The following is a 26285-nucleotide window of genomic DNA, read 5'->3' on the forward strand; positions in this document are numbered from 1 at the left end:
TATCGCTTGGCAAGGGGTGTTTGCTTTGGGTCGGAAGCGGACACCCGCTACGGCCAGACTGTCGATTCGGAAGCCACGCTTGGCGGCAAGCTCACGACCGCTTGCAACCGATCAGACCGAGAACTTCCGTCGCCCCCGCTCGACCGACATGCGGTGGGCGCCCGCTAGGGCCGTGCTGCGCGACTTCGTCGTTCGCATGAACAGCCACTCGCCTGCGACACGCTGCGGAGTGATGTCGATCATCATGTAGCCGCGCTGGCTGGTGTCGGCCCAAACCAGCTCGGGATTCGTGGCGACAAAGGCGCCGGCGACGTCCTTTGGGTTCGCCGCCAACTGTTCTTCCATGCCATTGGAAGTAACGCTATGGCCGGCGAATTCGACACCGGCGGGTTGTCCATCTTCCGCCAGCGAATACGCCCAGGCATTGTGGCTGTCGCCCGACAGCATCACCAGATCCGCATCCGCGTGCTGGGCCGCCCGCAGCAGGCGCGAACGGGCCGCGGGATAGCCGTCCCAGCGATCCATCCACATCGGCAGGCCGAGTTTGGAAGCGCGCACGTCTTTCTTGAACTTGTCCACGGCCCGCTCGCCCGCTTCAGGGCGAACCCAGTCCGGCATCGCTTCCGGCATCAAGGTGCGTCCGATGATCGTTCCCATGCCGACCATCTGCCAGGTGGAAGCGGGCGCGTTGCGCTTCAGCTCGTGCGCCAGCCAGGATTCCTGTTCCGAGCCGAGCATGGTCGCCGTGGGATCGCGCCAGGCGCCATCGCGGAAATTGCGCAGCGCCGCTTCCGGATCGCTGGCCTGGTGCGCCTGGGCCAGCTCCGCCGACGCCGGTCGCGTGCGCGCCAGAAGGCGCGATTCGGTGCGGTACAGCGTGGCGAGTGTACCGATGGAGTAGGCCTTCCACGGCTCTTCCGATACAGGCATCCACTCGCGGTACGCCTGCATCGCGGCCGCGCGGCGCGTATTCCAATCCCCTTCGGACTGCGGCTGGTGATTCTGCGCGCCGCCTTCCCAACTGTCGTTGGTGATTTCGTGGTCGTCCCACAGCGCGACCATCGGGGCCATCTGATGGAGCTTCTGCAGATCCGGATCGGCACGGTAGCAGGCGAAGCGCAGGCGATAGTCGATCAAGCTGATCATCTCGTGGTCGTGCGCGGGCATGACTTCCCGGCCTGCGACACGATCCTTGTCCTTGTACGAAGCGATTCCGTACTCGTAGATGTAATCGCCCACGTGCAACCACAGATCCAGATCGTCGCGCGCCGCCGCGTGGGCGTAGGCATTGAACCAGCCCATCGGCAGGTTGGAGCAGGAGAACAAGCCCAGCCCGAAGCGGTCGACGTCGCCGACCGGCAGCGTCTTGGTGCGCCCGACCGGAGATTTGCCGCCGTCTGGCGCAATGAACCGATACCAGTAGCTCGTGCCAGGTTGCAGACCCTCCATCGTCAGCTTGGCCGTCCAGTCGCGGTACGCGCCGGTGCGCACGCTTCCACTTGAAACCACACGCGTGAAATCGCGGTCGAGTGCGACTTCCGCGTCCAGTCGGACTTCGTCGACGCTCGCAGCCGGTGCGTAGCGTGTCCACAGCAGCATGGAGTCGGAAGCCGGCTCGCCACTGGCGACGTTGTGGGTGAAACCCCTGGCTCCCAGCACTTCGGCGGAAAGACTGCGGCCGACAGGGAGCATCAACGCCCCCAGGCCAAGCGCTCCGCCGACGACAAGACGCCGACGTTCGATGTTCACCGTCATGGCATTCCCTCTTCTTTCACCGGAACCAGTGGCTGTTGCGCATCTCCCGTCCATCGCATCAAGGTGAGATCGGAGGTTTGCGCGCCCTTGTTGCCCGAGCTAGCCGAGAGATAGAACAATCCCCGACCCATAGGCTGGAAACCCACATCGGACTTCTGATTCCAACCGCGTACGCCGGTGGCAGGATCCTTCAAGCCGTCATCGGCCAGTTCTAGCCGTTGGCCTTGCTCCCAGCCATCGCCGCCGGCGCTCGGCACGCCGACCAAGTCGCCCATCACCGGTTGCGTGCGCGCCTCGACCGCAAACAATTGGTAGTTGGGGAAGGATTTTTTCTTGCCCCGGTAGACGCCCATGAACCACCGCTGCAGCGTTTCGTCGTAGGAAAGGTTCTGCACGCCGTAGCTGGTGTTGCCGGTATGGACGAAGTACTTCCCTCGCGGCGCAGTCGGGCCGCTGCGGTGCGGTTCCCCCTCGGTCAGCGACCTGACGTACTTGGCCCAGTCACCGATGTCGTACTGAAGAAGCACTTGATGGTCGTTGTCGGCGCGCGCGGTGTCGCCGTAGATGCCATAGGCAACGGTGAGGTAGCGCGGACCATCGGCACGGCCGAAGGCAGGACCAAAACCGATGCCGTCTATTCCGGAGCATCCGTAGCGGTGGTCCCGCGTACCGGCTGCGTTCTTATCGAGTTTTTGATCGCCGTCCATGTCAGCGGTGTAGTCCTTGACCACTTCCGGAAGATAGACGGTGCGTAGAATCTCCGTCCCGCTCGCTTCGATGCCGACACGGTCGATCCGCTTCGCGTCGATCACGGCAATGTAGAAGGCCTCGTCCTCTTTGTATTCGAGCGAGCCGTAAACCTTCCCATCGGCCGGATTGAAATCGAGGTCGCCCAGGTGACCGGTCCAACCGACAAGCGTACCGACGAGCCTGCCGCTGAAATCGTATTTCGCCAGCAGATTGGTGAACGAGTAATAGATATAGCCGCCCTCTGTATCCACGGCGATACCTTGCACATGACCGGAAGGCCAAGTGCCGCCGTTCTGTTCGAGCGGCAGGCGGACCGATGGCGCTGTGGCGGCGGACTTGGCGGCCGCCGCCACGAAGATGGTGGAGAACAGAGTTGCAGCGACGCAGATCACGGATAGGGCGCGGCGTGCGGAACGCGCGCCGCATGGCAGGTAGCGATGCGGAATGGTCATGGTGTCATCGGTTCCGGGAACAGGCTTCAGAATCTCGCCTTGATGCCGAAATTCCACATCGAGCCGTAGATGGTGTACTGCTGAACGCGGCTGGGGATGTTGGAGTAGATGATGTCGGGTTCGTTGAAGATGTTGCGCCCCGCGAGTTGCAGTTCGACGTTCTTCGAGAGTTTGTAGCTGGCGCTGATGTTCCACAGCTCGCGCGCGGTGTGGTAGAGAACGCCGTTGTTGGCGGTGGTGGGCGTGTTGCTCAAGGCGCTGACGCGATACTCGCCCTGCCGGTTGCCGTTGATCTGCAGGTCGAAGCGGCCGTAGTTGTAGCGAAGCCCCCAGTTGGCCGCCCGCTCGGGCATGTTCTGGCGCTCGCCGTCGGCATCGATCGAGGTGATCGAGCCGTAAAGACTGAGGCCCTTGAGCGCGCCAGGCAGGAAGGTCAGCTGCTGGCTGTACTCGAAGGTCAGGCCTTCGTTGGTGCTGGTTCCAGGCAGGTTCTGCGTGCTGCGGAAGGTGTAGCCGGCGTATTCGTCGGGGTCGAAGCCGACATCTTCGGGATCGACGGTGACGCCGGTGACCTGCATGTCCGTCATGTCGAGCTTGTAGTAGGACAGGCCGAGGATGCCGGAGGGCTCCAGGTAATACTGCAGACTGGCGAAATACTTGGTGGAGTGTTCGGGTTTCAGCTCCGGATTCGGTACCGTGACGATCATCGTGTCGTCGTTCACCGAGACGACGCCACCCAGATTCCCGTAATCGGGGCGCAGGATGGATTCGCTGAAGGCGAGTTGGCCGACCAGCTTCTCGGTGAAGTCGTACTTGACCCCGCCGCTGAGGAACCAGTCTTCGTATTCGCCACGGCGGGTGGAATAGGCGCCGTTGTTGTACTGGTACAGCAGGCCCTCGACGGTGTTGACCGAAAGACCGGCTTCGGTCACTTCGCTCACCGGGCGGACGTCGGCGATCCTGGCGGCCGTCTTGGTCTTCTCGTAGCGCAAACCCAGGTCGAAGCGGGCATCGCCGATGCGCGTCTGGGCCTCGAGGTAGGCGGCGTCGATCTGTTCCTGGATGCGCTTGTCGTTGTCGAGCTTGCGCTTCAGGTTGCCCACGGTGTCGGGGATGAAATACTCGGGGTGTTCCTTGTAGATGTCGTAGGTCGCATAGTTGCTGTCCGCGCGCCAGTTCTGGTCGTTCATGTTGCCGGCGTCGAAACCGTTGATTTCGAACTGGTAGTTATGCGTCCAGGGAATGACGGCCGCAGGATCCCTCTGGGTCATGTCGCGGTTGGGTCCGACGTACTGGAATTGCTGGAAGGAACCCTCGTTGGTCCTCCAGTCGTTCTTGCGGCTACCCAGGCCGCCCATCAGCGTGACCGGCAGCTCCTGGATGGTGAGCAGCTTCTTCAGGTCCAGATAACCGCCGTACTGGTCGTTGATGGCGTCGGACTCGGCGGTGCGGACGTTGTTGCCGATATCCGCGTCGCGATTGAAGTTGGCCGGGTCGCCCCAGGGACGACCGGCGGTCTGCGTGAGCATCCACTCGTTCGAGTCCTCCGAGGGGCGGTCGAGGGTGAAGCCGATGCCGGTCAGCCAGCTGTCGGTGCGCTGGAAGAAGCCCTCGCTGGTGTCGCGGAAGTTGAACTCGGATCTGGAATAGCTGCCGCGGAGCGTGGCCTCCAGGGTGTCGTTCTTGAATTCGAGCTTCGGGGCAACGGTATAGGTAGGGGTTCCTGCGTAGCGGTGCGAGTATTCGGTTCTCAGGCGGGTGTTGGTACCGTTGGGGTTCACCACGATGTGCGTAGGCGTGGAATCCGGCGTGGCGTAGGTTGCTGTAGGAGTGCCGAAGTAGAGAAAGGTGTACTGGTTGAAATACTCGACGTCGTAGAACGAGTAGGTGCTGCGCAAAGAGAAGACGAGTTCGTCCGTGATCTGGTAGTCCGTGCTCAGGTTGGCGGCCGTGCGGCTCGTCATCTTCGGGCCGGGGCGCCACATCAGGCGATACGGCATGACCCGGCCATCGGGGAGATAGGACCAGTCGGTCTGGATACGGTCCTGCTGAACGTAGTTGGCGTTGTAGCTGGTGTTGAACTCCACGCCCAAACGACCGTCCAGGAAAACGTCGCCGAAGCCGAACTGGCCGGAGGGGTAGATGGTCGAATGCTTCCTGTCGTCGGGGAAATACTTGCGGGAGAGCGTGGAGTCGGAGGTGCCGACGCCGCCGAGCTGGAAAACGAGCTGGCGGCCGGTGCGATTGAAGGCGTACTTGCTGCGCAGGTTGATCTGTCCGCCGGGGGAGTCGGCGTCCATGCGGGCGCTGAGCGTGTTGTTGAGTTCGATCGACTCGATGCCGGTGATGGACATCTGCTCGAAGGAATTCTGGCGGCCGCTGTTGTTGTTGGAAGTGGCGGTGGCCATGCGGGCGCCGTCCACGGTGAAGGTGGAATACTTCGGGTCCAGGCCGCCGATGCGCACGGCGGTGGCGTCCACTTCGGTGTAGTCCAGGGAAATGCCGGGCATGGACTTCATGAACTCGCCCACATCGCCCATGGTGAGGGCACCGTAGTTGTCGGCGGCGACCACGTTCTTCGCGTTCATCGCGGCGCGGCGTTCCATGATGGCGCTGGCCTGGCCTTCGCGCTTGGCGGTGACCTGGATCATGTCCATCTCGACCGCGTCGCCGCCGCCCGGGGCGGTGTAGGAAGGCACCCTCAGTTCGAAATCCAGCGTTTCCACCTGGCCTGCGACCACGTCGACGACCGTCTTCGACTCCTGCAGACCGGTGTACTTGGCTACGACGGTAACTTTTCCGGCCGGCACGCCGGCGAGGCGGAAACTGCCGCCATCCTCGGAATAGGCGACGATCGTGGTGCCCTCGACGCGGATCTCGGCATTGCGCACGTATTCCCCGGTTGCGGTGTTGAGGACGCGGCCACGCACACTGCCACTGCCTATCTGCTGCTCCGACCGCGTACGACCGGATCCGCCGCCGGCTTTCTGCAGCAGAATGACGTTGCCTTTATCGGACTTTATTTCCAGGCCTGTTCCTTGCAGCAACCGGCGCAAGGCTTCGCGCGCATCCATTTCGCCGACGATCGCCGGCGTGTTGATGCCTTCCAGCGTTCCTGCCGGCGCGATGATCTGCACCTGCGCCTGGCGGGCCAACTCGGGAATGGCGGTGACCGCGGGCTGCGCGGAAACTTCGAACTTGCGCTGTTGCGCCATCGCCTGGGAATTGAAAGCCAGCGCAGCGGCGACGGCAGCGGACAGCAGGATTTTGTTGCGACGATTCATGGTCTAAGTTCTCAACAGGGGCCGCGTGCAGTCGGCATTGAAAACAGAGAGTCCCGATGAATGCGGTTTCCGCTATCTGTCAAAAAAAATTAATGTGCGCGGGCAACGATGATGCGGCCGTCTTCCTGCCGCACTTGCGCGTCGAACACTTCCGCGACGGCACGACTGAAACCAAGCGGATTGTTGACCGCGAACAATCCGGTCACCTGCATCCGCGCCAGATCCGGGTCGGCGATGACGATGGGCGTATCGCTGTAGCGCGCATAGACGGCCGCTGCTTCGGCCAGTGTTTCGCCCTGGAGGGCGATCTTTCCTTCCCGCCATGCCAACTCGCGGCCCATTTGCCCGGAGGAAAGCGGCGTCGGATTCCACTCGTCCCCTTTTCCTTGCGGTAACGACAAACCGGTATTCGGCGTCAGCGGAGTTTTGGACGACTGCGTCGCTCCTGCCAGAACGACACTGCCTTCCTGCACCAGCACCTGCGCGGGCCGGCCTTCAAGCTTGCGCACGACGAAGGTGGCCGCCGTGGCCTCCAAGCGACTTCCATCGATTTCCACCAATGTCGGCACCGCCGCTCCGGCGCCTTCGATCAGCACTTCGCCTCGCAGGACGCGTATCCGCCGCCGCCCTTCCTCGCCGTACACCTTGATGCGGGTATCGGTGTTGAGCGTCACCGTGGCCCCGTCTCCCAGCGGCACCGTGCGCATCTCCCCTTTGGCAGTGGCGTAGGCCGTGGGCATCTGCAACGTGGCCATCAGCATCACGACCAGCACCAGCGAAGCGGCCATGGCGCCGCCCCATTCCACCAGGCGCCGCCGGCGGCGCCCGGCGTGGGGGCCAGGCGAGGTAACGACTACCGCAGGTCGAAAGTCCTCAGGATCGTATTGCGGGCCCAGCGCGCGCGCGGACTCGCTGCGCATCCATACGGCCCTGGCGCGCGTGAACGCCCCACGGCGTCGCCGGTCGCCCGCCAGCCATTGCTTCAACTCCCGGGCTTCGCTGGCGGACAGGGGCGCACGATCCATCCTCGCCACCCATTCCGCGGCGATCCGGTCAATGTCCTGGCTGGTTTCGCGTTCTTCCACTGGCACGCCTTTTTTCCCGCTCCAACTGACTAGAGGTTTTGGCGGGTGGGTTTCCGCCACTGGCGAACCAATCTCCCAACCAGCGGATCCCCCGGACGATGTGTTTTTCGATCGTATTCTCCGAAAGGCCCATCCGGGCGGCGATTTCCCGCTGCGACAAACCACGGACGCGACGCAGGACGAAGGCCTCGCGTGTCTGCCCCGGCATGCTTGCGATCACTTTGGCCAGTTGGCGCAGGTCGTCATGCGCAATGGCGCTTTGTTCCGGGGTAGCCGCGTCGTCGGCGAAATCCACCATCCCCAGATCTTCGACCGCAAGGATCGACACGATCCGTGCCCGCCGGATATTGCGGACCACCAGCGAATGGGCCACCTGGAAAAGATAGGCGCGCGGATTCAGGATGTCGTCCACGCGTTCGCGCTCGGCCAGCAGCGCATAGCTTTCCTGCACGATATCGTCGATGTCGAATGCAGCCGGCGCCCATCGGCGCGACAACCAGCCTCTGAGTGCCCCCTCATGCGGCAGGACGTGATGCATGAACCAGCGCGTTCGCTCGACATCCTCCAGAGCGTCCTCCATGCCGCTCTCTACTTCAGTTCGATCAGACACCCAGATTCCCCAGCATCCGCCACTTGGCAAAGGCCAGAAGATGCTATTCGGCACGCATGACATCCATGTTTCAGCTGCTCGCGGATCACACGGCGGGACGGATCTGGCGCAGCCTAGCTCAGGCGTCGATGTCTGCTTCGACCGAGAACGGACATCGAAGAAGCAGCTTGGCCGAATGCTCGAGACCACTTACGAGCCGCTTCAACTCAGCCGGGCCTGGGCGAGCCGTTATCCTGCGACACAACCAAGGATATTCCCGCATGAGTCATTGGTCATCCAAGTCGGCATGACCCGAGCTAGGATCAAAGCTTCTGCAAAAAGGTCGAGCTCTCGGCCGACCACCGCTGCAAGCCTCCGGCCTCCAGATACGCTCCCTGCTGTGGGGGGAATCACAAGTTGGCCGCTCATGGAAAGCATAAGTTGGCCGGCCTGACTCATGGATGGGCCGGTGTTGCCTTCCTACGCTTTACCAGGAGCGGCCGGCTCGGGAATTGCACGCGGCGCGGGCAGCCAAATCTCGATCCCAAAACCACCGCCATCGAGTCCGACACCACAGCGCAGCCGTCCCCCATGTGAATTGACTACACGTTCGACCAAGGACAGGCCCATGCCGCTGCCCAGCGCGCGGTGGCCATCTCCGGCGCGGTAGAAACGCTCGAACACCTGCTGGTGCTCCCCGTCGGGAATGCCTGGACCATCGTCGGCAACGACCAGAGTCGCCATTCGCGCGCGTCCCTCGCCCTCCACCCCGGTTTTTAGCCACACACGCGTGCCGGGGCCGCCGTGGCGCAGCGCGTTGTCGAGTAGATTGCGGACCAATATCCCAAGATCGTCGATGTCGCCATACACTGGGGCGTGCCCGGCCTCAACCTCGATTGACTGATCAGAGCGCAGCGCGACCAATTCGAACTCGTCGGCGACCATACCGACGACCATCGCCAAGTCGACGTTTGCCGCGCGTGCGGCGCTACCGCCGGCCTCTACTCGCGCGGCGTCAAGCAGCTGTTGCGCCAAGCGCGAGGCGCGTTCGATTCCGGTAATAAGATGCTCAAGCGCTACACGTGCTTCTTCGCGACCTCCTGCATGTTGCAGCACTTGGGCCTGGGCCAGCAACGCAGCCAAGGGAGTACGCAGTTCATGCGCAGCCTCGCTAACGAACTCACGTTCGTGCTGCAAAGATTTTGTCAAACGCGCCATCAAGTGGTTGAACGACCGCACCAACGGCATGAACTCGTCAGGCAACTCCCGCTCCGGCAAGGACGCCAAGTCTAGCGGTCCACGCGTGGCAAGCGCCTCGCTGACCTGTAGCACTGGTCGCAAGGACCAGTGGATCACTAACCAGATCGCGATGCCGATGCCCAACAAAAGCATCAGCGCCGTGCCAAGGCTCGCACCCAGCCAACGCATTACCTTGGCGTGCACCGTTGATCGTGGCGTGCCAGTTTGCACCTGTATTCGTCCACGTGCATCGCTGACCGCATATACACGCCACGGGACGCCAGAAATAGTCGTTTCCCCAAAACCATCTATGAATCTCGGCACCATCGCGTGCGTCGGCGCGGCTCGCGACGACATCAATCGCCGCTGGGTGCCGCGCTCCCAAACCTGGAAGCCAAGCGCATCGAACTTTCCGCCCGGCGGGGGCGCCTCCCCTCCAAGCGTGAACTGCCTTTGCTGCCTTCCCGCAGTCACCATGTCTTCCGGTAACGATTGCAAGATCTGTTCAGCGATATTGCGCAACATGGCGTCGGTGTCGCTGCCTTGCCGTGCCGTCATGTCTAGATACTGGATCGCGAACCAGCTGCTCCATGCAACGAACACCACAGCGGCCAGCGCAAACAGAAGTCGGGTCCGCAGAGCGCGCATCACTCCTCGTCCCCAGCGCGGTAGCCATAGCCAACCTCGGTTATTACCACTCCTTCTCCAAGCTTGCGCCTCAATTGATGTACATACACGGCAATCGTGTTACTGCCGATCTCCGCATCGTCGCCGTAGAGGCGATCCTGCAACTGGTCTCGGGTGAGCACCCGAGTGCGTGATTCGAACAGCGCTAGCAAGATGCGGAACTCGCTCACACTCAGACTCACGCGTCTGCCGCCGCGGGTCACCGTTTTCGCCGCAGGATCGATCTCGACGTCACGCCAATGAAGCAAACCCGTAACTCCGCCACGGCTGCGCCGCAGAACTGCGCGCAACCGAGCCAGCATCTCATCGCGCTGGAAGGGCTTGACGATGTAATCATCCGCCCCCGCATCCAAGCCGCGGACGCGGTCGCTCAGTTGGTCGCGCGCTGTGATGATCAGCACGGGTGTCGGGTCATAGCGGCCGCGCATCGTAGCCAGCACGTCCAAACCCGAGCCATGTGGTAGTCCGAGATCGAGCAACACTGCGACAAAGGCATGATCAACCAAGGCCGCTCGTGCAGATCCAACGTCTTCGCAATGGACCACGCGCCAGCCCTCTTGGCCAAGCGCTGCTTTGAGCGCCCGGCCGAGCATGAGGTCGTCTTCAACGAGGAGGATCGCGTCCATTGTGTGCGCTAGTGAGTTGGCCGGTGATTGTCAACCAGTGCCATTAATAACGGATTAAACCGGCTCTTGAAAAGCCAAGCGGTTCATCTGGCGTCGTAATCGTGGCCTGCGTGCGCCCTGATCAGACATCGGTGCCGAGTGTCTTAAACGCAAATTAATCCCTTCCGATAGAAAGTGCCGCACCGCCGCTCATTGCTCAGCGCGTGGGCCTTCCACCCAGTGAGGAAAACCATGGTCAGTTCAATAGCTTCTGCGACACTCTCTCGGCGCGCTCCAGCCTTGATTGCAATGGGAACTTCGGCCACGGGCTCAAACATGCGCCCAAAGCATTCGCGTTGGCGAGCCAGCATCGCGGTCTTTGGCTTGCTCTTGCTCACGGCATGCGCCTCGGGAAAATCGGTCGCGCAAGGCCAGCCTAAACCTGATTGGAGCTTGGCGGACATGCCTCCTCAGAACGGGCGGATTTTCCTCGTAACCGGTGGAACCAGCGGTATCGGATACGAAACCGCCAAAGCACTGGCGGGCGCAGGGGCGGTGGTAATCATCGCCGCGCGCCATCCCGAGCGTGGCCAGGAGGCGATCGCAAGCATCCGACAAGCGACGCCCAATGCCAATGTCCAGTTTGAAACTTTGGACTTGTCCGATCTCTCTTCGGTCCATGCACTGAGCACTCGCCTGACTGCATCACTGCCCCATCTCGACGGCCTGATCAACAACGCCGGCATCATGGAACCACCCGAGCGAGGCGTATCTAAAAACGGGTTAGAAATGCAGTTCGCCGTCAATTACCTAGGCCACTTTGCCCTGACCGCAGACCTGCTGCCACTTTTGCGAAAGGCAGATGAGCCACGGGTCGTCACCTTGTCCAGCATTGCCGCAGCGCGTGGCGCCCTGCACTTCGAAGACCTGCAATTTGAGCAGGCGTATAGTCCGGCCGACGCTTACAGCCAATCCAAGCTGGCTTGCCTCATGTTCGCGCGCGAACTGCAAGCCCGCAGCGACGCTGGTGGCTGGGGCATCAAGAGCATCGCATCCCATCCAGGAGTATCGCGGACTGAATTGCTGGCCAATCGCGACGGTTTTTCCGGCTTCGCCCGTCGCAACTTGTCGTTCCTGTTTCAGCCAGCTGCGCGCGGTGCATTGCCAACTCTCTATGCAGCCACTGCGCCCGATGCCTTGGGAGGGAGCTACTACGGCCCGACGGGCTTCATGGAAGTGCGCGGTCCACTCGGCTTGGCGGACGTGCCTGCCGCCGCAACGGAATCCCAGGCGTCCACCCGTTTATGGGAGATCAGCGAGAAGTTATCTGCTACCGAGTTCTAGACACGAGTTCACTGTTCCAACCGTGATTTACCCTCCACAACTCTGCTCTCCCACTGGGTAGCGGGTTGCACTGAGCCAGAATTTGTATTCACGAGGCGCAACGTGACACCTATCCCCCGCAAAACTGGTCCGCTACAAACATTGTTCAATCTTCGCCGCGAGGAACTCGGGCCTGTAGCGATCTCCGCGCTGTTCTTTTTCTGCGTGCTGACCGCACTGATGTTGCTGCGACCCGTTCGCGACGCGTTGGGCATGGAGCGCGGCATCGAAAGTATCCGGTGGTTGTTCATCGGGACCGCGGTAGTAACGCTGGCAGTCAACCCACTGTTTGGCTGGCTGGTTAGCCGCCTTCGGCGGCTGCAGTTCATCGGCGCGACCTATGGTTTCTTTGTGCTGAGCTTGGTGGGTTTTTGGGCCTTGTTGATGTTTGCCCCCGGCGCCGTGGGGCAACGCAGCGGACAAGTTTTCTTCGTCTGGTTCAGCGTGTTCAACCTCTTCGTCACCATGGTCTTTTGGGCTTTGCTGGCCGACCGCTTCACCAGCGATCAAGGCAAGCGATTTTTTGCCCTGATTTCCGTCGGTGGCACCCTCGGCGCAATCTTCGGCCCGTGGCTCACCTCTCAGCTGGCCGAGCCGCTGGGCACGCCCAGCCTGCTTTTGGTCGCAGGAGGATTTCTACTGCTGGCCCTGGCTGCCGCTTGGCTGCTCGTGCGCGTGGCACCGGATCGTGCCAATACCGATGCGCCCATCCCCGCCGCCCGATTTGCCAGTGAGGCCGAACGCATAGGCGGTAGTGCATGGGCAGGCCTGCGTGCAGTGCTCCGCTCGCGCTATTTGACCGGGATTGCGGGCTACATCCTGCTGATGACCGTGCTTGCGACCTTCATCTACTTCACTCGCCTGCAAATGGTCGCCGCCGTTTCCGACAGCATGGACACGCGCGCAGCGCTATTGGGTAGCATCGATATGTGGACGCAAGTGGCCGTGTTGGTGCTACAGCTCACGCTGACCGGAAAAATAATCAAGCGCTTTGGCCTGGGCATTGCGCTGGCCATTCTGCCGCTTGCTACCGCGATCGGCTTCATAGGGTTGGCGATCTACGGCTCATTCGTGGTGCTGGTCCTGTTGGAGGCAACCAACCGAGCCGTGCAGCGCGGCATCACCCGGCCCGCGCGAGAGGCGCTATTCACGGTGGTGAGCCGCGAGGATAAATACAAGGCAAAAGCCTTCGTGGATACCTTCATTTACCGCGTTGGCGATGTTGCCGGTGCGCAAACCGAAGGCCTGCTCGGACGGCTGGGGCTGGCAATGGGCGGGCTGGCCAGTGTGGTGCTGCCGCTGGCCTTGGTCTGGGCAACCTTGGGCCTTTGGCTGGGACGCACACAGGGTAAGCATGTCACAGCATTGCCAGCCGGCATCACCCACCGCGCAGGCAACAAAGCGGGCTACGAACCCGGCAATCGTCCGTAGCCAAGGCCTCCGTCTTTCTACACCCAACAGGCACGTCTGCAAAACCGACCGAATGCCATCCATCCAAGTGTTGTTGCAATCCCAGTCCCTTCCCCCACAAAGGTAAAGATGATGACTAACCCCACGGCTCCAAATATCCCTTCCCCGCGCATCCACGAATCCCACAAGGTGCGACCCGCTCATCCCGGATGGGGCAAGCGCTTAGCTGCCGTTGGCCTGCTCGCGAGTTGCGCATTTTACGTGGGCAGTGCCTTGGCGCAGAGCCAACCCAAGCCAGATTGGAGTTTGTCCGACATGCCCTCTCAGAAAGACCGCGTTTTCGTGATCACCGGCGGCACCAGCGGCATGGGCTATGAAGACGCCAAGGCGTTGGCTGCCGTGGGCGCCCAAGTTGTCATCGCCGCACGCAACCCCGAGCGTGGTCAAGAAGCGATTGATCGCATAAAGCAAGAAGTGCCCAAGGCCAAAGTGCAGTTTGAATCCGTAGACTTGTCCGACTTGTCTTCCGTGCGGGAACTAGGCCAACGTCTGCGCACGACGTTGCCGCGGGTGGATGGTCTGATCAACAACGCAGCCATCATGGCGCCACCCGAACGCGGCACTTCTCCGGATGGCTTGGAGATGCAGTTCGCCACCAACTATGCAGGGCACTTTGTTCTAACTGCCGAACTTTTGCCTTTGTTGCGTAAGAGTGAGTCCCCGCGCGTTGTAACACTTTCGAGCATTGCCGTTCACCAGGGCAGCCTTCATTTCGATGACCTGCAGTTCACCCAAAAATACGTGCCGATGGCCGCCTATGCTCAGTCCAAGCTGTCTTGCTTGATGTTTGCGTTTGAGCTGCAACGGCGCAGCGATGCGGCAGGCTGGGGAATCCGTAGTGTGGCCGCCCACCCCGGCGTGGCGGTAACTGAACTTGTTGCGCGAGGTCCCGGCTTGGACAGTGAACAGGGACGTCAGTGGTCCAGCAACCGCGAACACTTCCAGACCGCGGCCCAGGGAGCAATTCCTACGCTCTACGCTGCCACCGCTCAGGACGTGCAGGGCGGTGCCTACTACGGTCCGAAGGGCCCTCGTGAGATTGCCGGGCCGCTTGGGCTGGCGACGGTGCCTGCTGCCGCCCGTGATACTGCAGCGGCGGCCCGTCTCTGGACACTCACTGAAGAGACCACCAACACGCGTTTCCCGGCCTCTACCCGTTGATCGCGACACGCCTCTAACGTTTATCGGGTCGTCGATGCGGCCCTAGCCTCTAGGCGTTACGAAACCCGCACAGAAGCCACACGAGTCGCCGTTTGGCTCCTGTGCGGCTCCCCGGCCGCTCGTTTCTAGCCCTCGTGACTTGGGGCCATTGATGTGCGCACGCCTTCCAGCCGACTGAACGCCTCTGTGCTAGCGCGGGTGTGCCCAGGAATTACCCATGAGTCGCATCGAACTATCCACCTCGAGCCGCCGAGGCATCTGGGAGACCATGTTCGACCTTCGCCGCGACGAAGTTGGACCGGTTCTCATCGCGGCGCTTTTCTTCTTCTGTGTGCTGACGGCCCTGATGGTGCTCAGACCTGCACGGGACGCCTTGGGCATGGAGCGTGGAATAGAGAGCGTGCGTTGGTTGATTGGCATAACCGCTGTAGTAACGCTCGCAGCAAATCCGGTGTTCGGTTGGCTGGTCAGTCGTCTCAAGCGGTTGCAGGTGATTGCCGCGACTTACGGCTTCTTCGTGCTGAGTTTGATGGGATTCTGGGTACTAATTGAGTTTGCGCCTGGCACCCTCAGTCAAACCAGCAGCCTGGTGTTCTATGTTTGGTTCAACGTATTCAACCTGTTCGCCACCATGGTGTTCTGGGCGCTGCTGACCGACCGCTTCACCAGCGAGCAGGGCAGGCGCTTCTTCGCCCTGATCTCCATCGGCGGCACGCTAGGCGCCATCTTCGGGCCCTTGCTTACCTCCCAGCTCGCCCAGCCGCTGGGGACGCCTAGCCTGTTGTTGGTCGCCGCCGGCTTCCTGCTGTTGGCTTTATTGAGTGCATGTTGGCTGCTATGGGCCACGCCCGATCGCACAATCGACACCGTTGCCGCATGGTCGTTCTCAGAGGACTCCGATACGCGTATTGGCGGCAGCGCTTGGAGCGGTATTCGCTCGGTGTTCCGCTCTCCCTATCTCAGTGGCGTGGCCGGGTATGTGATGCTGATGGCCGTGATGGTGACCTTCGTTTACTTCACGCGCTTGCAGATGGTGGCGACCATGGCTGACGACACCGACGCGCGTGCGGCGATCATGGGCAATATCGACATGTGGACCCATGTCGCGGTGCTGGTATTGCAACTCACCCTGGCAGGACCAATCATCAAGCGGTTCGGCTTGAGCATCACACTGATGATCTTGCCCGTAACCACAGCGATTGGCTTTATTGGACTAGGCCTCTATGGCTCGATCGGCGTCCTGGTGCTGCTAGAGGCCGCTACCCGCGCAGTGCAGCGGGGCATTACCCAGCCCGCGCGCGAAGCGCTATTCACCGTGGTTAATCGCGAGGACAAATACAAGGCCAAGGCTTTCATCGACACTTTCGTATATCGCACGGGCGATGTCGTAGGCGCGCAGACCGAAGGTGCGTTGGGTCGGATTGGCTTGGCGATGGGCAGTTTGGTCAGCGTGGTTTTGCCGTTGGCGCTGGTCTGGACGGCTTTGGCGGTATGGCTGGGGCAGGCTCAAGCGCGTCGCGCGTCGCAATGGTCAAACCACTCTTCACCCAAAGTATCAAAAGTTGCGAATGACAAGAGCAATCCACTTACAGCGGACAAAGATGCGACTTTAACTGAGAACGGCGGGCTACCTTTACGAAAAGCCAGCTAGCTCAAGCCAGACATTGCATCAAGGACGTCGGATCCTCACTCATGCGAAGCCGTCCTGCCTATAAGCCAAGATGCTTCATACAGAAGGGCACTAACTGGTCGATAGATCCTATTATCTCGTCTATTGAACATCTGCATATTTGCCGGATCTACTCGGCTGATTTCATACCCCTCAAGCCATCAAGGATAGTCAGATGATAAATATTCCGGGTACAACAAGAATCTTGCCTTCTCCTACAGCCTTGGGCAGGATGGAGTCGATGAAAAACTCCCTATCCAAGTCCAAGTCTGGCGACGAACCTAGGCACGGCACCCCCGCCGCGCTGCTCGCGGCCGTAACGGATTTTGTCGAGTCTCAGGGCGGCGGCGAAGGGCACTTCCTCACGCCCATGGAAGGCGTTCACATCCTGCGCGCACTCCAAGAAATTATGCCCGTGCGTCACATCTACCGGCCTTCGCTTTGCGTGGTGGTCCAAGGCGCAAAGCAGATCTTCTTTGGCGATAGGGTCCTGGACTATCGCGAGATGGAATGCCTCATAGTGAGCATTGAATTGCCGGCAACCGGACGCATGATTGGAGCAACACCCGGCACTCCGTTTTTGGGCATTACGATCGAGTTCGATATAGCCATGCTGCGGGAAGTCATGCAGCAGTTGGCGGCCCCGCCCACACCGAATCCCGCGTCTAGTCCGTGCGTGTTCGTGGGCCAGGTTGACACGCCACTGGCAGATTGCATCGTGCGCCTGGCTAAGATGGCGCAAACGCCCGAAGCGGCTCCGATTCTCTATCCGTCCGTTATGCGAGAAATCTGCTACTGGCTTCTGACTGGCCCTTTTGGCAGCGAGATCGCCAAGCTTGCCTTGCCAGAAACGCATACCGAGCGCGTTGCTCAGGCCATTCGTCTTCTTCACGAGAACTTCAACCAGAATTTAAGCGTGAAGCAGCTTGCCGAAGCCGCGAGGATGAGCCCCTCTTCCTTTCACCAGCACTTTAGGGCCATCACAGCAATGACACCGGTGCAGTACCAGAAACAGCTGCGCTTGCTTGAGGCACGGCGCTTGATGGTTTTTGACGCGGCGAATGTTTCGGAAGCCGCTTACAAAGTCGGCTATGAAAGTGCATCCCAGTTCAGCCGGGAGTACGCGCGATCCTTTGGCGCGGCGCCAAAGCGAGACGTGACCAACTTCAAAGCCCTCCTCGCTTTCGGATCCAGGCAAGTCAGCGTCGCTTGAAGGTGTGTGGGCCGCCAGGCTGGGACGCATGTCAATCTGGCGCATTGGAGGATTAGGCAGATTTTCTCCGGTATCCGGCATGGAGCTTGGCCGCGCGATGGGTGATCGTCATGACAGCGCCGATTTCGGCTTCTCGAAAGGCAACTGCCATGACCCGCTGGACCACGGAAGACATCCCTCCCCAGTACGGTCGCACAGCCGTGGTCACCGGCACAGGCGGCCTTGGATACGAGGATGCGCTCGCCCTGACGCGTGCTGGCTGCGAGGTCATTATTGCCGGGCGCGATCCACGAAAAGGCGCCGATGCTGTCCGACGCATCCGCAGTGAAGTATCGCCGGCGAAGATTTCCTTCGAGCAACTTGATCTTGCCAGTCTTGCATCGGTTTCCGCCTTCGCTGAGCGCGTGGGTAAGCAGCAGAGCAAGCTCGACCTTCTCATCAACAACGCGGGCGTGATGGTGCCTCCGCAGCGGCAATTGACGTCCGATGGCTTTGAGCTGCAGTTGGGCACCAACTACCTCGGCCATTTCGCACTCACTTGTCATTTGCTGCCGTTACTTCGCAAGGGTGACGATCCACGCGTGATCTCCCTATCCAGTGTCGCCGCGCGCGACGGGGCGATCGACTTTGACGACCTGAATTCAGAACATGGCTATAAGGCCATGCCGGTCTATAGCCAGTCCAAGCTGGCTTGCTTGATGTTTGCCATCGAGCTGCAACGGAGAAGCGACGCTGCTGGCTGGGGCATCTCCAGTATTGCCGCCCATCCAGGCGTTTCCCGCACCGATCTTTTGCACAATGGACCGGGTCGCTGGAGCGCCTTCGGAATAGCTAGGTCCCTGCTTCCCTTTCTCTTTCAGCCTGCGGCCCAGGGTGCATTGCCGACCCTATTCTCCGCTACCTCACCCGAGGCAAAGGGTGGGGCTTACTACGGCCCCGATAAGTTAAGCGAGACGCGCGGCTTTCCCGCATCCGCGAAAATCCCTCCACAAGCGCTGGACAAGATTGCATCTGCTCGTTTGTGGCAGATTTCTCAGGTCCTCACCGATGTGGATTTCGGGTCTGAGGCAATCAAAGCGGCCGATTCTCGTGGGCAAGCAATAGGCCCAAGGTTAGCCGCGATATGAGGACCGGGACCGATCTCCGACTCATGCGAGGCCAGTAATGCACAAGTATCTTGTTTATGCGGCATACGGCTGGCTCACGCTGAGCGGGACACTTCATTTTGTGGTTGACGTCGTATCCCAACACCTGCGCGGGAAACGCACACCAGGCTTGGAGACCACGCTCTACTACGGTCTGAACTCTGCATTCTCATTGGGTCAGGTCGTCTTCGGTCTCTTGGGACTGTTCCTTGCCTGGCGCCATATCGACATCCTCAGCCAGGCACCCGTGCTGGGGTTGTCGTTGGTGGCGGGTATCGGATGGTTGGCGCTTACGTTCCTCTTCATGGGCTACTGGGAGCCCAAGCTCAATGTCAGTGTCTATTGCATCCTGATTCTCGCGGTCATCGTTACACGTTGAACTCGGCCGGTCTTTAAAGTGAAGGCAATAATCGAATCTAAGCGGACGTAAGAGCTGCCGCGAGACTGTTCCCTAGATGGCAAGTGATTGCGGGGCGAATTCCTCATCAGTTTTTGATAGAAGAGCATGACTCTGGCCATCCGCATGCGCCGCTGCAGTCTGTTCGCGAGCGTAGAGGGTTGGAGGTAGTCCGACATGGCGCGTGAAGGCGACGCTGAAGGCGCTCGCCGAGCTGTAACCAACGCGCTGGGCGATCTCGCCGACGCTCGCTTTTCCACGGCGAAGCAGGTCTTTGGCGAGCGCCATGCGCCAAGCTAGCAGATACTCCATCGGCGTTGCGCCTATCGCGCGTTGGAAACGCTCGAAAAACGCCGACCGCGAGAGTGCGGCTTCCTTTGCCAACTCGTCGACTGTCCACGCCCTTGCCGGCTGCGCGTGAATCGCCCGAATCGCAGCTGCGAGGCGCACGTCAGAAAGCCCCCTCACCAATCCTGGCGCCGCTCCCGTCCCGGTCGTGGATCGCAGGGCCTCGATGAGCAACACTTCCAATAGGCGCGAGAGCACGACATCACGCGCGGACCTGTTTTCGCGCGATTCATCGCCCACCAACTGTACAAGGGTCGCCAACCGCTCCTCACCGCGGACATGAATCAGTTGCGGCAACAACGAGACCAGCAATGTCGCGTCCGCTGAGCCGAAGCTGCAGTGCCCTGCCAAAAGTCGCAGATCGGCAGGACCTTCCTGCGCGCCGATCCTGAACATCCCTTGGCCCAAGGCGGTCGGAATCGAGTTCTCCACATCAGCCGGTGACTGAAGGCTGGACATGGCGACGCCGAAGGTCGCGGGAATGAGCACAAAGTCGCCGGTTTGCAGCACGATCGGCTCGCACCCATCGAGTGCGAGCCGACAAGCGCCCTCCAAGACGACGCAATAGAACGGCTGCCCTGCGTCCGAACGGCGTACCTGCCACGGACCCGCGCCGACCACGTACTTGGAGAATCGTGCGGCGGGCTGCAGCAACATGACGACCTCAGCTAGCGGATCAACCATGTCCGGACTCTCGCGAATGAGATATGGACTTCGGATTGTAGCAAGTACGGTTTCGGCTACGTATCGTGAAGCGATCCCCCACTAAGGAAGTCTCATGAAAACCGTCCTCATCACCGGCTGCTCCTCTGGCTTCGGCCTGGAAACCGCACGCTACTTTCTGGAGCGCGACTGGCAAGTGGTTGCCTCGATGCGTACGCCCCGAGAGGACGTGCTTCCGCCGTCCCCTCGGCTGCGGGTGCTGCAGCTTGACGTCACCGATGCGCAGAGCATCAGCAGAGCGATCAAGGCGGCAGGCCCCATTGATGTACTCGTAAACAATGCCGGTTTCGGCGCGCCCGCGCCTTTCGAGCTAACACGCATGGAGACGGTGCGTGAGCTATTCGAGACCAACACCTTTGGCACCATCGCGGTCACCCAAGCGGTGTTACCCCAGATGCGCGAGCGCAAGTCTGGCGTCATTGTGAATGTGACCTCGAGCGTTACTTTCAAGCCGCTGCCGTTGGTCGGGATCTATCGCGCGGCTAAAGCGGCGGTGAACGCGCTCACCGAGTCTCTAGCCGGTGAAGTCGAGGTGTTTGGCGTGCGCGTGCATATCGTGCTTCCGGGTTCCTCGAGCGAGACGAGCTTCCGTGACACTGCGCGGATCAACCTGCGCGGCATTGATGATGAGGTCTATGGCGAGTTCATGAGACAGACCATTGCCCGCATGCTCGAATCCGTGGGGCCGGGAACGCGCTCGAGAGATGTGGCCGAGGCTGTGTGGCTGGCGGCAACCGATGCATCGGCCCCGATGCGTATCCCCGCCGGCGCGGATGCAGAGCAGTGGGCCGCGGAAGCCCGCTGATCTCGCACCCGGCCGGTCTCAATGCTCCGGCCGGTCGACCGCTTCTGGCCGGAAGCGGACACTGGGGTCGCCAGTGGACCGGCCAACAACTTATGGTTCCTCCCACACTGGCCCCACCGAGCAAACGTCGTGCGCGTGCAGCCGATTTCTGGCTATTTCGATTTTTTATCGCTTTTGGAGGGGCATTAATCTTTTTTCTGCAATGCCCTAGCCAACCTGGCTTCTAAGGAACGCCAAGGCTAGCTGTGCCACTGCCGCTGCGTACGCATCGTCTTTCCACCGAAGGCAGCGGTGAGTCTTCGGTGGAGGCCGCTGAAGCTCGATCTAGAAGGGTCGTTAGCACTACTAATACTTTCTTAAACGTCTTTAACTAAGTTGGCCTTGAGCGATGGCACACCGCCAGCACCACAGGTTGAGGAAGAAAGACATGTCTAGCCCATTGCGCTCGCCGCTGCTGGCGTCCTTGTTAGTGATCTTGGCAACAGGATGCACCAGCATCCCCCGAAGCGGTATGCCGGTCTCGCAATTTTCCTCGCTTGACTGCGCGCAGATTGCCGATCAGTTGCAGCAGGCCCAAACCACCCAACAATCCGCAGCAGCAGCTAAGGGCAACGCCTGGAAAGCCGTGCTCCCGCCGTTGATTGGAGCGCGCTACATCCGAGCCTCAAGCCGAGAAACCGAAGCCGAAAGTCGCAAAGCTACGTTGCTCAGTGAACAGCAGTCCAAGCAATGCGCAGCAAGGTCGAGCTGACCTGAGCTCGCTATGACTGCATCTCAAGCCCCCTATCCGGCTAAAAATCTGATGCATAGCCGGACCTAGGGAATGCGGTTCTGCCTGACTGGCGGGAACCGAATGTCCGCTTTGGGTCGGGTCGCACTGGGTAGCACGGCGTTTGAGAATATCCGTCGTGCATTGACTGCCCGATTGGACGACTTGATAGTTTAAAAATCCCTAACCATGACGACAGACCGCATATGAAGTGTCTACTCGCATTTCTCCTTGTCGCCCCCCTCACCGCAGGAGCGAGTGAGCCGGTGCCCTCCCCTGCCAAGCCCAATCAAGTTGCCGGCACCTGGCGCATGGTCTCTGCCACAGTGGAAGCCGACGGCAAGACTGAGCAACCCTATAGTGAGCATCCCCAAGGCATGCTCGTTTTCACCGCCGACATGCATTTCGTCGAAGTGCTCACCAACCCCGACACCCCGCGTTTCAAGTCCGACACGCGAGGCGGCGGCAGCACTGAGGAGAACAAGCGTGCCATGGCATCTAGTATCGGTTTCTTCGGTACCTACACCGTAGACGAGCAAGGTCGTTTCACCGGAAACCGCATCGAGGGCGCAACATTTCCCAATTGGGTGGGTGCCGTTCGAACACAGAGGGAGCTACAGCTGAAAGTTGTAGGCGATCGGATGCATGAAACTTTCACCCGCCCCGATGGAGGGCAAGTCAGGGCTGAATTTTTGCGGGTGCGCTAGCGGCGTCGATATGGCGAACCCGAACGCGCTTAACCAGGGAATCAGCGGCCGCTTTCGGCCCAAAGCCGATGGTCGGAATACTTGGATTTCCTTGACCGCACGGTCAAAGCCAAGAATGTCGTGCTCGTCCACGGTGCATGGGCGGATGGCTCCAGTTTGTGGGAGCAACCATAAGTTGGTCGCCCATAGAAAGCAGAAGTTGGCCGGCCCGCTGGCGACCCATTTGATTCGACCCAGTGTCCGCTTCCAGCCAGGATCGGACATCGAGACTCGACAGATGGGACGCGCTCTACAACTCGGCTAGCGCGGTGGGCATTGGATCCTGCGCGTTTCTCTGATCGTCCCGCCGGCAAGATCAGGCCCGCTATTTCATAAGCTTTGAGTTGCTGGGCCGCTTCGACAAGCTGTCGGGGGTCGTTGCAACCCCCGGCAGCGATCCTTGCGTGGATTACTTCGCCGCTGCTCGTGCTGCTTCGACGATCACCTTGGCCACCGATTCCGGGTCGGAAACCATCGGCACGTGGCTGGTTTGCAGCTCCACGGTTGTCGCGCGAATCTTCTTGGCCAACGCACGCTGCGCACCCGGGTCGATCATGCGGTCCTGGGCGGCGACTATGTACCACGACGGCTTGGTGGTCCACGCGGCCACAGTGACGGGCTGTTCGAAGTTGGCGCCGCGCACTGCGCCCTGGGTGGCGTGGATCAGGTTGGCTTCCTCGGCGCTGACGTCCTGCGCGAAGTCGCGGGCGATCGCGTCGGCGGGAAGGGTCAGGTACCCGTCGGCGTCGGCGATGAAGTGAGCGAAGCCCGGTGGAGTCGGGAAGTCTTTGGTATCGACCACCGGCGCGGCATTGAGCGAGGGCGCGAATGCGGCGACGTAGACAAGGGCCTTGACCTTGTCGTGACCGCCGGCCTGGGTGATGACCGAGCCACCCCAGGAATGGCCGACCAGCACGACCGGGCCGGACTGCGCGTTGACGACGCGGTTGGTGAAGGTCACATCGTCTTCCAGCGAGGTCAGCGGGTTCTGCACCGCGACCGCGTTCAAGCCTTGGGCCTGGAGCAGTGGGATGACCTTGTTCCATGACGAGCCGTCGGCAAAGGCGCCATGGACCAGCACCACGGTCGGACGGGTGTCGGCGATCGGGGCGGGGGTGGCGGCCGAGGCCGTGCCCAGGCTGAGGGCGGCGGCGAGGGCCAGGGGGGCGAGGATGTTCATGCGGGTTCCTTGAGGATGGATTGACTGGGTTGGCCGGGTCGTTCCCGGTGAGGCCACTATCCTCGTTTCATTTGGCTTATGCGTACTGTAAAGTCCACATAACTTGTCAAGGAGTCCAAAAATGACTGACCGGCTTGCGGCTCTGCTGGGTCACTTCCCGGTGCGGGCGGCCATCTTGCATGCCGGCGCCCTGTGCGGCGCCCATGAAATACCGATGCGCCCAACTTTGGGCCAGTTGCACCTGGTCCGGCGCGGCACCGTGGTCGTGCACCACGCCGCCGGCAAGCCGATCACCCTCACCGAGCCCAGCCTGCTGCTGTATCCGCGGCCCTGCGCCCATCGCTTCGTGATCGACGACTCCGGGGGCGCGGAATTGGCCTGCGCCGACCTCGGCTTCGAAGGCGCGGCCGGACATCCGCTCGTGGCCGCGCTACCGGACTTCGTCTGCCTGCCGCTGGACCAACTGGGCAGTGCGCGCTCGTTGCTGGATCTGCTGTTTGAGGAGGCGTTCGACCAGCGCTGCGGCCGTGGCGAGGTGCTGGCGCGATTGTTCGAGCTGGTGCTGATCCAGGTGTTGCGGCATCAGATGGAAGGACAGCGGGGTCAGGCGGGATTGATGTCGGGGCTCGCGCATCCGCGCCTGCGCCGCGCGATCACCGCGATGCACGAACGGCCGCGGGAAGACTGGACGCTGGAGACACTGGCCGCGACGGCCGGCATGTCGCGCAGCTCGTTCGCGCAGACGTTTCGCAGCACCGTGGGCAGCACGCCCGGCGAGTACCTGCAGCGGTGGCGGATCTTGCTGGTGCAGAAGGGGCTGCGCAGCGGCAAACCCTTGAAGCTGCTGGTGGATGAAGTGGGCTACGCGACCGAGTCGGCCTTGTCGCGGGCGTTCAAGGCACAAGCGGGAGTTTCGCCCAGAGAGTGGAGAGGACGAGGGCCGGGGGCACCCTACGACCGGCTTGGACAAGTTGTATGACCGGAACTCTGCGGTCCGGTTGCAATACCGAACGCGCCCTCTAAGGGAAGCATAAGATGGCCGGCCCGCTTGCGACCATTTGAATCGACCTAATGTATTTGTCCCAGCTGCTTCGCCGTGAAGTCGGGCTGACGCCAGCCAATACCTCGACCACGCTTGAACACGACGAGCCGCAATATCCCGATAGGAGCCGCAAACCCGCCGAAGCCCCGGCGACCCTGAAATCCCGGTTTGTGCCCGCAGTAGTGCTGGCAAAATGAAAGCTCTATCCAATTGAGCGTTACTTTCCACACGCTCTAAGTTCACCAATAGACTTCGCGCCGTTGGTCCACTGAATGATCATCACCGCTTTTCCATCAAGTGTTAACTTGAATCTTTGCGTATCACGCATTCCCTCCAGTGCGGCTTTCAGGCCAGGTACGGCAAACGTAACCTCCCCGATATCTCTTGTCTTCCTGTAGTTGAACACCTCGACAGTTTGTACTGGCTCGTCGTCTTGCTGAAGATCTATTTTTATTTTCTTTACTTTCCGCGGTTTAGGCAGTCCTGCTCCTTGAAAAATCAGCCACGCCTCCTCCTTAGGTTGTTGGAACCCCATAATAGTGACCAGTCCGCCTTCCACTCCATTCTTCCCACTCGTATATTTTGCAAACGTTGCCGCGCATAAACCACCTTCGGGTGTGGAGGTCGAATCGACATGCCATAACCCCTTGGCAAGCTGCTCTCTTTCCTTCTCTTCTTCCTCCCGCTCCTCCTTTTCGAGGCGTTCCCACTCTGCCAGTTGCTCAGGAGTGTAGGTTGGGTAATTTTCGCGAACCCGATCGCTACCAATTGCATCAATTGCGGCGCGTTGATCTCGAAGCATGTCCCATCCGGTGTACTCATACGGAGGACTACATCCATTTCCGTTGAACACCATGCCGGTAGGGCAAGCGAGTGCCGTGATCGGCAGCGACGCGAAGATTAAAGCCAAAAGTGCGAGAGGTTTCATCTTCTTTTCCTATTCGATCCACTCGTGATTCTGATTGTTCTTACACATTGGCTCACTGCTTCTTGGGTAGATGGACTCTACCCATTGTGCATAACAGGTGCTTGCGTAATTGGAAGGCTGTTTAGCTGGCGCCGCCATCGCCCTGCTCAGAACAGCGACTCCGGCTGCAACAGCGCCGCCCTACGGTGGAACCGCTTCCTGGAAGCTGCAACCGCTGTGGTAGATCAGGCATTCCACTCCCGAGGCCTCATCGCAAAGTCTTGTGGCTTCTCTGATCGCAATCTTCTCATTGACTGCTGAAGCTGCTATGCCGTGCCCTCCGCCCCAGGCGTACGCGGCGCACTGGTTGTAGAAGGACAACTGGACCGAGCACTTCTCCGGTTGCTTGGCCACTTCCCTGCAATCGAGTACGGCGTCTTTCTCGGCAGCCGCCTTCGAGGCTCGGCCGTTCACCACCCCCAGTCCGCTTGCCCCTTCTTCAGAGGCGTAGGCGCCCCAACGGTCAGCCCAAACCATCTCGATCGGGCTCTGCTCCTCTTCCGCTGCTTCTCCCCCACCATAGCCAGGAATCGGGGCGCAACCAATGAAGTCGCGCGATCCGGTTTCGAACATCCCTGGCGGACAGCGGCCTTCTGCCAGGGCCATGATCGGAAGTCCCGTCAACGCGATCGCCGCCAGTAAAAGGACGGCTGCCCGGCGAGCGCGGCGGTTTGCCAGTTCCATCATTTCGGTATTCCGAATTGCCAACGTATCTCGTATCGCGACGCCAACACATCGCCCCTACTTGCGCCCACTTTGTTTTGGATTATGGACACAGGGTAAAGGCCGAATGTCTGGCGAATGGCTCACTTCGAACGTTT

The 26285-nt window shown here is 60.7% G+C and carries 23 protein-coding genes; 11 read left to right on the forward strand and 12 right to left on the reverse strand.

Annotated elements, in window-relative coordinates; translation table 11 throughout:
• Nucleotides 1-111: 111 nt before the first annotated feature.
• The 8 genes from BLR66_RS14010 to BLR66_RS19440 form a co-directional block, all read right to left on the reverse strand.
• Nucleotides 112-1755 carry an alkaline phosphatase D family protein gene (locus BLR66_RS14010; RefSeq protein WP_093288265.1) on the reverse strand — a complete coding sequence of 548 codons (1644 nt, stop codon included), beginning with the start codon at nucleotides 1753-1755 and terminating at the stop codon, nucleotides 112-114.
• Entirely contained in the window at nucleotides 1752-2858 is a 1107-nt protein-coding gene (locus BLR66_RS14015) for a hypothetical protein (RefSeq protein ID WP_255402616.1), read from the reverse strand. Before BLR66_RS14015 ends, BLR66_RS14010 begins: the two co-directional genes overlap by 4 nt.
• Before the next feature lie 125 nt (nucleotides 2859-2983).
• On the reverse strand, nucleotides 2984-6241 hold the full coding sequence (locus BLR66_RS14020; protein WP_093288268.1) for a TonB-dependent receptor domain-containing protein: 3258 nt from the start codon (nucleotides 6239-6241) through the stop codon (nucleotides 2984-2986).
• An 89-nt stretch (nucleotides 6242-6330) separates the two neighbouring features.
• Nucleotides 6331-7332 carry a FecR family protein gene (locus BLR66_RS14025; RefSeq protein ID WP_143014651.1) on the reverse strand — a complete coding sequence of 334 codons (1002 nt, stop codon included), beginning with the start codon at nucleotides 7330-7332 and terminating at the stop codon, nucleotides 6331-6333.
• Nucleotides 7295-7906 carry an RNA polymerase sigma factor gene (locus tag BLR66_RS14030; protein WP_093288274.1) on the reverse strand — a complete coding sequence of 204 codons (612 nt, stop codon included), beginning with the start codon at nucleotides 7904-7906 and terminating at the stop codon, nucleotides 7295-7297. Before BLR66_RS14030 ends, BLR66_RS14025 begins: the two co-directional genes overlap by 38 nt.
• A 489-nt stretch (nucleotides 7907-8395) precedes the next feature.
• A complete protein-coding gene (locus BLR66_RS14035) occupies nucleotides 8396-9802 on the reverse strand; it encodes a sensor histidine kinase (RefSeq protein WP_093288277.1) in 1407 nt (468 codons plus the stop codon).
• On the reverse strand, nucleotides 9802-10467 hold the full coding sequence (locus tag BLR66_RS14040) for a response regulator transcription factor (protein WP_093288280.1): 666 nt from the start codon (nucleotides 10465-10467) through the stop codon (nucleotides 9802-9804). Before BLR66_RS14040 ends, BLR66_RS14035 begins: the two co-directional genes overlap by 1 nt.
• 143 nt (nucleotides 10468-10610) lie before the next feature.
• The gene (locus tag BLR66_RS19440) at nucleotides 10611-10910 is read right to left on the reverse strand and encodes a hypothetical protein (protein WP_255402617.1); all 300 of its coding nucleotides are present in this window, start codon (nucleotides 10908-10910) and stop codon (nucleotides 10611-10613) included.
• Between BLR66_RS19440 and BLR66_RS14045 the strand changes: the two genes are divergently transcribed.
• The 7 genes from BLR66_RS14045 (at nucleotide 10909) to BLR66_RS14075 (ending at nucleotide 18866) form a co-directional block, all read left to right on the forward strand.
• Nucleotides 10909-11790: an SDR family oxidoreductase gene (locus tag BLR66_RS14045; RefSeq protein WP_255402618.1), complete on the forward strand. Its 882-nt coding sequence runs from the start codon at nucleotides 10909-10911 to the stop codon at nucleotides 11788-11790. The genes BLR66_RS19440 and BLR66_RS14045 overlap by 2 nt on opposite strands.
• 102 nt (nucleotides 11791-11892) lie before the next feature.
• A complete protein-coding gene (locus tag BLR66_RS14050; protein WP_218119653.1) occupies nucleotides 11893-13260 on the forward strand; it encodes an NTP/NDP exchange transporter in 1368 nt (455 codons plus the stop codon).
• A gap of 111 nt (nucleotides 13261-13371) precedes the next feature.
• On the forward strand, nucleotides 13372-14460 hold the full coding sequence (locus BLR66_RS14055) for an SDR family oxidoreductase (protein WP_093289865.1): 1089 nt from the start codon (nucleotides 13372-13374) through the stop codon (nucleotides 14458-14460).
• Nucleotides 14461-14677: 217 nt separating this feature from the next.
• Nucleotides 14678-16111, forward strand: coding sequence for an NTP/NDP exchange transporter (locus BLR66_RS14060; protein WP_093288285.1), 1434 nt, complete (start codon nucleotides 14678-14680; stop codon nucleotides 16109-16111).
• A 259-nt stretch (nucleotides 16112-16370) separates the two neighbouring features.
• Complete coding sequence (locus BLR66_RS14065) at nucleotides 16371-17342, forward strand: AraC family transcriptional regulator (protein ID WP_093289866.1); 972 nt, start codon at nucleotides 16371-16373, stop codon at nucleotides 17340-17342.
• 149 nt (nucleotides 17343-17491) lie between these two features.
• A complete protein-coding gene (locus tag BLR66_RS14070; RefSeq protein WP_093288287.1) occupies nucleotides 17492-18469 on the forward strand; it encodes an SDR family oxidoreductase in 978 nt (325 codons plus the stop codon).
• A 37-nt stretch (nucleotides 18470-18506) separates the two neighbouring features.
• Nucleotides 18507-18866, forward strand: coding sequence for a hypothetical protein (locus tag BLR66_RS14075; protein ID WP_093288290.1), 360 nt, complete (start codon nucleotides 18507-18509; stop codon nucleotides 18864-18866).
• A gap of 72 nt (nucleotides 18867-18938) precedes the next feature.
• Here BLR66_RS14075 and BLR66_RS14080 read toward each other — a convergent pair whose 3' ends face one another.
• A complete protein-coding gene (locus BLR66_RS14080) occupies nucleotides 18939-19916 on the reverse strand; it encodes an AraC family transcriptional regulator (protein WP_093288292.1) in 978 nt (325 codons plus the stop codon).
• A 94-nt stretch (nucleotides 19917-20010) separates the two neighbouring features.
• Between BLR66_RS14080 and BLR66_RS14085 the strand changes: the two genes are divergently transcribed.
• The 3 genes from BLR66_RS14085 to BLR66_RS14090 all read left to right on the forward strand — a co-directional run bounded on the left by BLR66_RS14085 (nucleotide 20011) and on the right by BLR66_RS14090 (nucleotide 22236).
• The gene (locus BLR66_RS14085; RefSeq protein ID WP_093288295.1) at nucleotides 20011-20760 is read left to right on the forward strand and encodes an SDR family oxidoreductase; all 750 of its coding nucleotides are present in this window, start codon (nucleotides 20011-20013) and stop codon (nucleotides 20758-20760) included.
• 427 nt (nucleotides 20761-21187) lie between these two features.
• Entirely contained in the window at nucleotides 21188-21511 is a 324-nt protein-coding gene (locus BLR66_RS18990) for a hypothetical protein (protein ID WP_143014652.1), read from the forward strand.
• Between the two features lie 224 nt (nucleotides 21512-21735).
• Nucleotides 21736-22236 (forward strand): lipocalin-like domain-containing protein, encoded by a 501-nt coding sequence (locus tag BLR66_RS14090; protein WP_093288298.1) that lies wholly within the window; start codon nucleotides 21736-21738, stop codon nucleotides 22234-22236.
• Nucleotides 22237-22684: 448 nt separating this feature from the next.
• On the opposite strand, the gene BLR66_RS14095 is transcribed toward BLR66_RS14090, so the two are convergent.
• A complete protein-coding gene (locus BLR66_RS14095) occupies nucleotides 22685-23455 on the reverse strand; it encodes an alpha/beta fold hydrolase (protein ID WP_093288301.1) in 771 nt (256 codons plus the stop codon).
• A gap of 121 nt (nucleotides 23456-23576) precedes the next feature.
• Between BLR66_RS14095 and BLR66_RS14100 the strand changes: the two genes are divergently transcribed.
• Nucleotides 23577-24434, forward strand: coding sequence for an AraC family transcriptional regulator (locus tag BLR66_RS14100; protein ID WP_093288304.1), 858 nt, complete (start codon nucleotides 23577-23579; stop codon nucleotides 24432-24434).
• Nucleotides 24435-24714: 280 nt separating this feature from the next.
• Here the strand turns inward: BLR66_RS14100 and BLR66_RS19245 are convergent, their stop codons facing one another.
• Nucleotides 24715-25425 carry a hypothetical protein gene (locus tag BLR66_RS19245; protein ID WP_093288306.1) on the reverse strand — a complete coding sequence of 237 codons (711 nt, stop codon included), beginning with the start codon at nucleotides 25423-25425 and terminating at the stop codon, nucleotides 24715-24717.
• Between the two features lie 180 nt (nucleotides 25426-25605).
• The gene (locus BLR66_RS14110) at nucleotides 25606-26151 is read right to left on the reverse strand and encodes a DUF4189 domain-containing protein (RefSeq protein WP_093288309.1); all 546 of its coding nucleotides are present in this window, start codon (nucleotides 26149-26151) and stop codon (nucleotides 25606-25608) included.
• Nucleotides 26152-26285: the final 134 nt, after the last annotated feature.

It is taken from the genome of Pseudoxanthomonas sp. CF125, from assembly GCF_900104085.1.
Taxonomy (GTDB): Bacteria; Pseudomonadota; Gammaproteobacteria; order Xanthomonadales; family Xanthomonadaceae; genus Pseudoxanthomonas_A.

Coding starts and splice junctions, on each gene's coding strand:
- BLR66_RS14010 (WP_093288265.1), bottom strand. CDS start 1,755: ATGACGGTGAACATCGAACGTCGGCGTCTTGTCGTCGGCGGAGCGCTT.
- BLR66_RS14020 (WP_093288268.1), bottom strand. CDS start 6,241: ATGAATCGTCGCAACAAAATCCTGCTGTCCGCTGCCGTCGCCGCTGCG.
- BLR66_RS14030 (WP_093288274.1), bottom strand. CDS start 7,906: ATGGAGGACGCTCTGGAGGATGTCGAGCGAACGCGCTGGTTCATGCAT.
- BLR66_RS14035 (WP_093288277.1), bottom strand. CDS start 9,802: ATGCGCGCTCTGCGGACCCGACTTCTGTTTGCGCTGGCCGCTGTGGTG.
- BLR66_RS14040 (WP_093288280.1), bottom strand. CDS start 10,467: ATGGACGCGATCCTCCTCGTTGAAGACGACCTCATGCTCGGCCGGGCG.
- BLR66_RS14045 (WP_255402618.1), top strand. CDS start 10,909: ATGCCTCCTCAGAACGGGCGGATTTTCCTCGTAACCGGTGGAACCAGC.
- BLR66_RS19440 (WP_255402617.1), bottom strand. CDS start 10,910: ATGTCCGCCAAGCTCCAATCAGGTTTAGGCTGGCCTTGCGCGACCGAT.
- BLR66_RS14055 (WP_093289865.1), top strand. CDS start 13,372: ATGACTAACCCCACGGCTCCAAATATCCCTTCCCCGCGCATCCACGAA.
- BLR66_RS14060 (WP_093288285.1), top strand. CDS start 14,678: ATGAGTCGCATCGAACTATCCACCTCGAGCCGCCGAGGCATCTGGGAG.
- BLR66_RS14065 (WP_093289866.1), top strand. CDS start 16,371: ATGAAAAACTCCCTATCCAAGTCCAAGTCTGGCGACGAACCTAGGCAC.
- BLR66_RS14070 (WP_093288287.1), top strand. CDS start 17,492: ATGACCCGCTGGACCACGGAAGACATCCCTCCCCAGTACGGTCGCACA.
- BLR66_RS14075 (WP_093288290.1), top strand. CDS start 18,507: ATGCACAAGTATCTTGTTTATGCGGCATACGGCTGGCTCACGCTGAGC.
- BLR66_RS14080 (WP_093288292.1), bottom strand. CDS start 19,916: ATGGTTGATCCGCTAGCTGAGGTCGTCATGTTGCTGCAGCCCGCCGCA.
- BLR66_RS14085 (WP_093288295.1), top strand. CDS start 20,011: ATGAAAACCGTCCTCATCACCGGCTGCTCCTCTGGCTTCGGCCTGGAA.
- BLR66_RS18990 (WP_143014652.1), top strand. CDS start 21,188: ATGTCTAGCCCATTGCGCTCGCCGCTGCTGGCGTCCTTGTTAGTGATC.
- BLR66_RS14090 (WP_093288298.1), top strand. CDS start 21,736: ATGAAGTGTCTACTCGCATTTCTCCTTGTCGCCCCCCTCACCGCAGGA.
- BLR66_RS14095 (WP_093288301.1), bottom strand. CDS start 23,455: ATGAACATCCTCGCCCCCCTGGCCCTCGCCGCCGCCCTCAGCCTGGGC.
- BLR66_RS14100 (WP_093288304.1), top strand. CDS start 23,577: ATGACTGACCGGCTTGCGGCTCTGCTGGGTCACTTCCCGGTGCGGGCG.
- BLR66_RS19245 (WP_093288306.1), bottom strand. CDS start 25,425: ATGAAACCTCTCGCACTTTTGGCTTTAATCTTCGCGTCGCTGCCGATC.
- BLR66_RS14110 (WP_093288309.1), bottom strand. CDS start 26,151: ATGATGGAACTGGCAAACCGCCGCGCTCGCCGGGCAGCCGTCCTTTTA.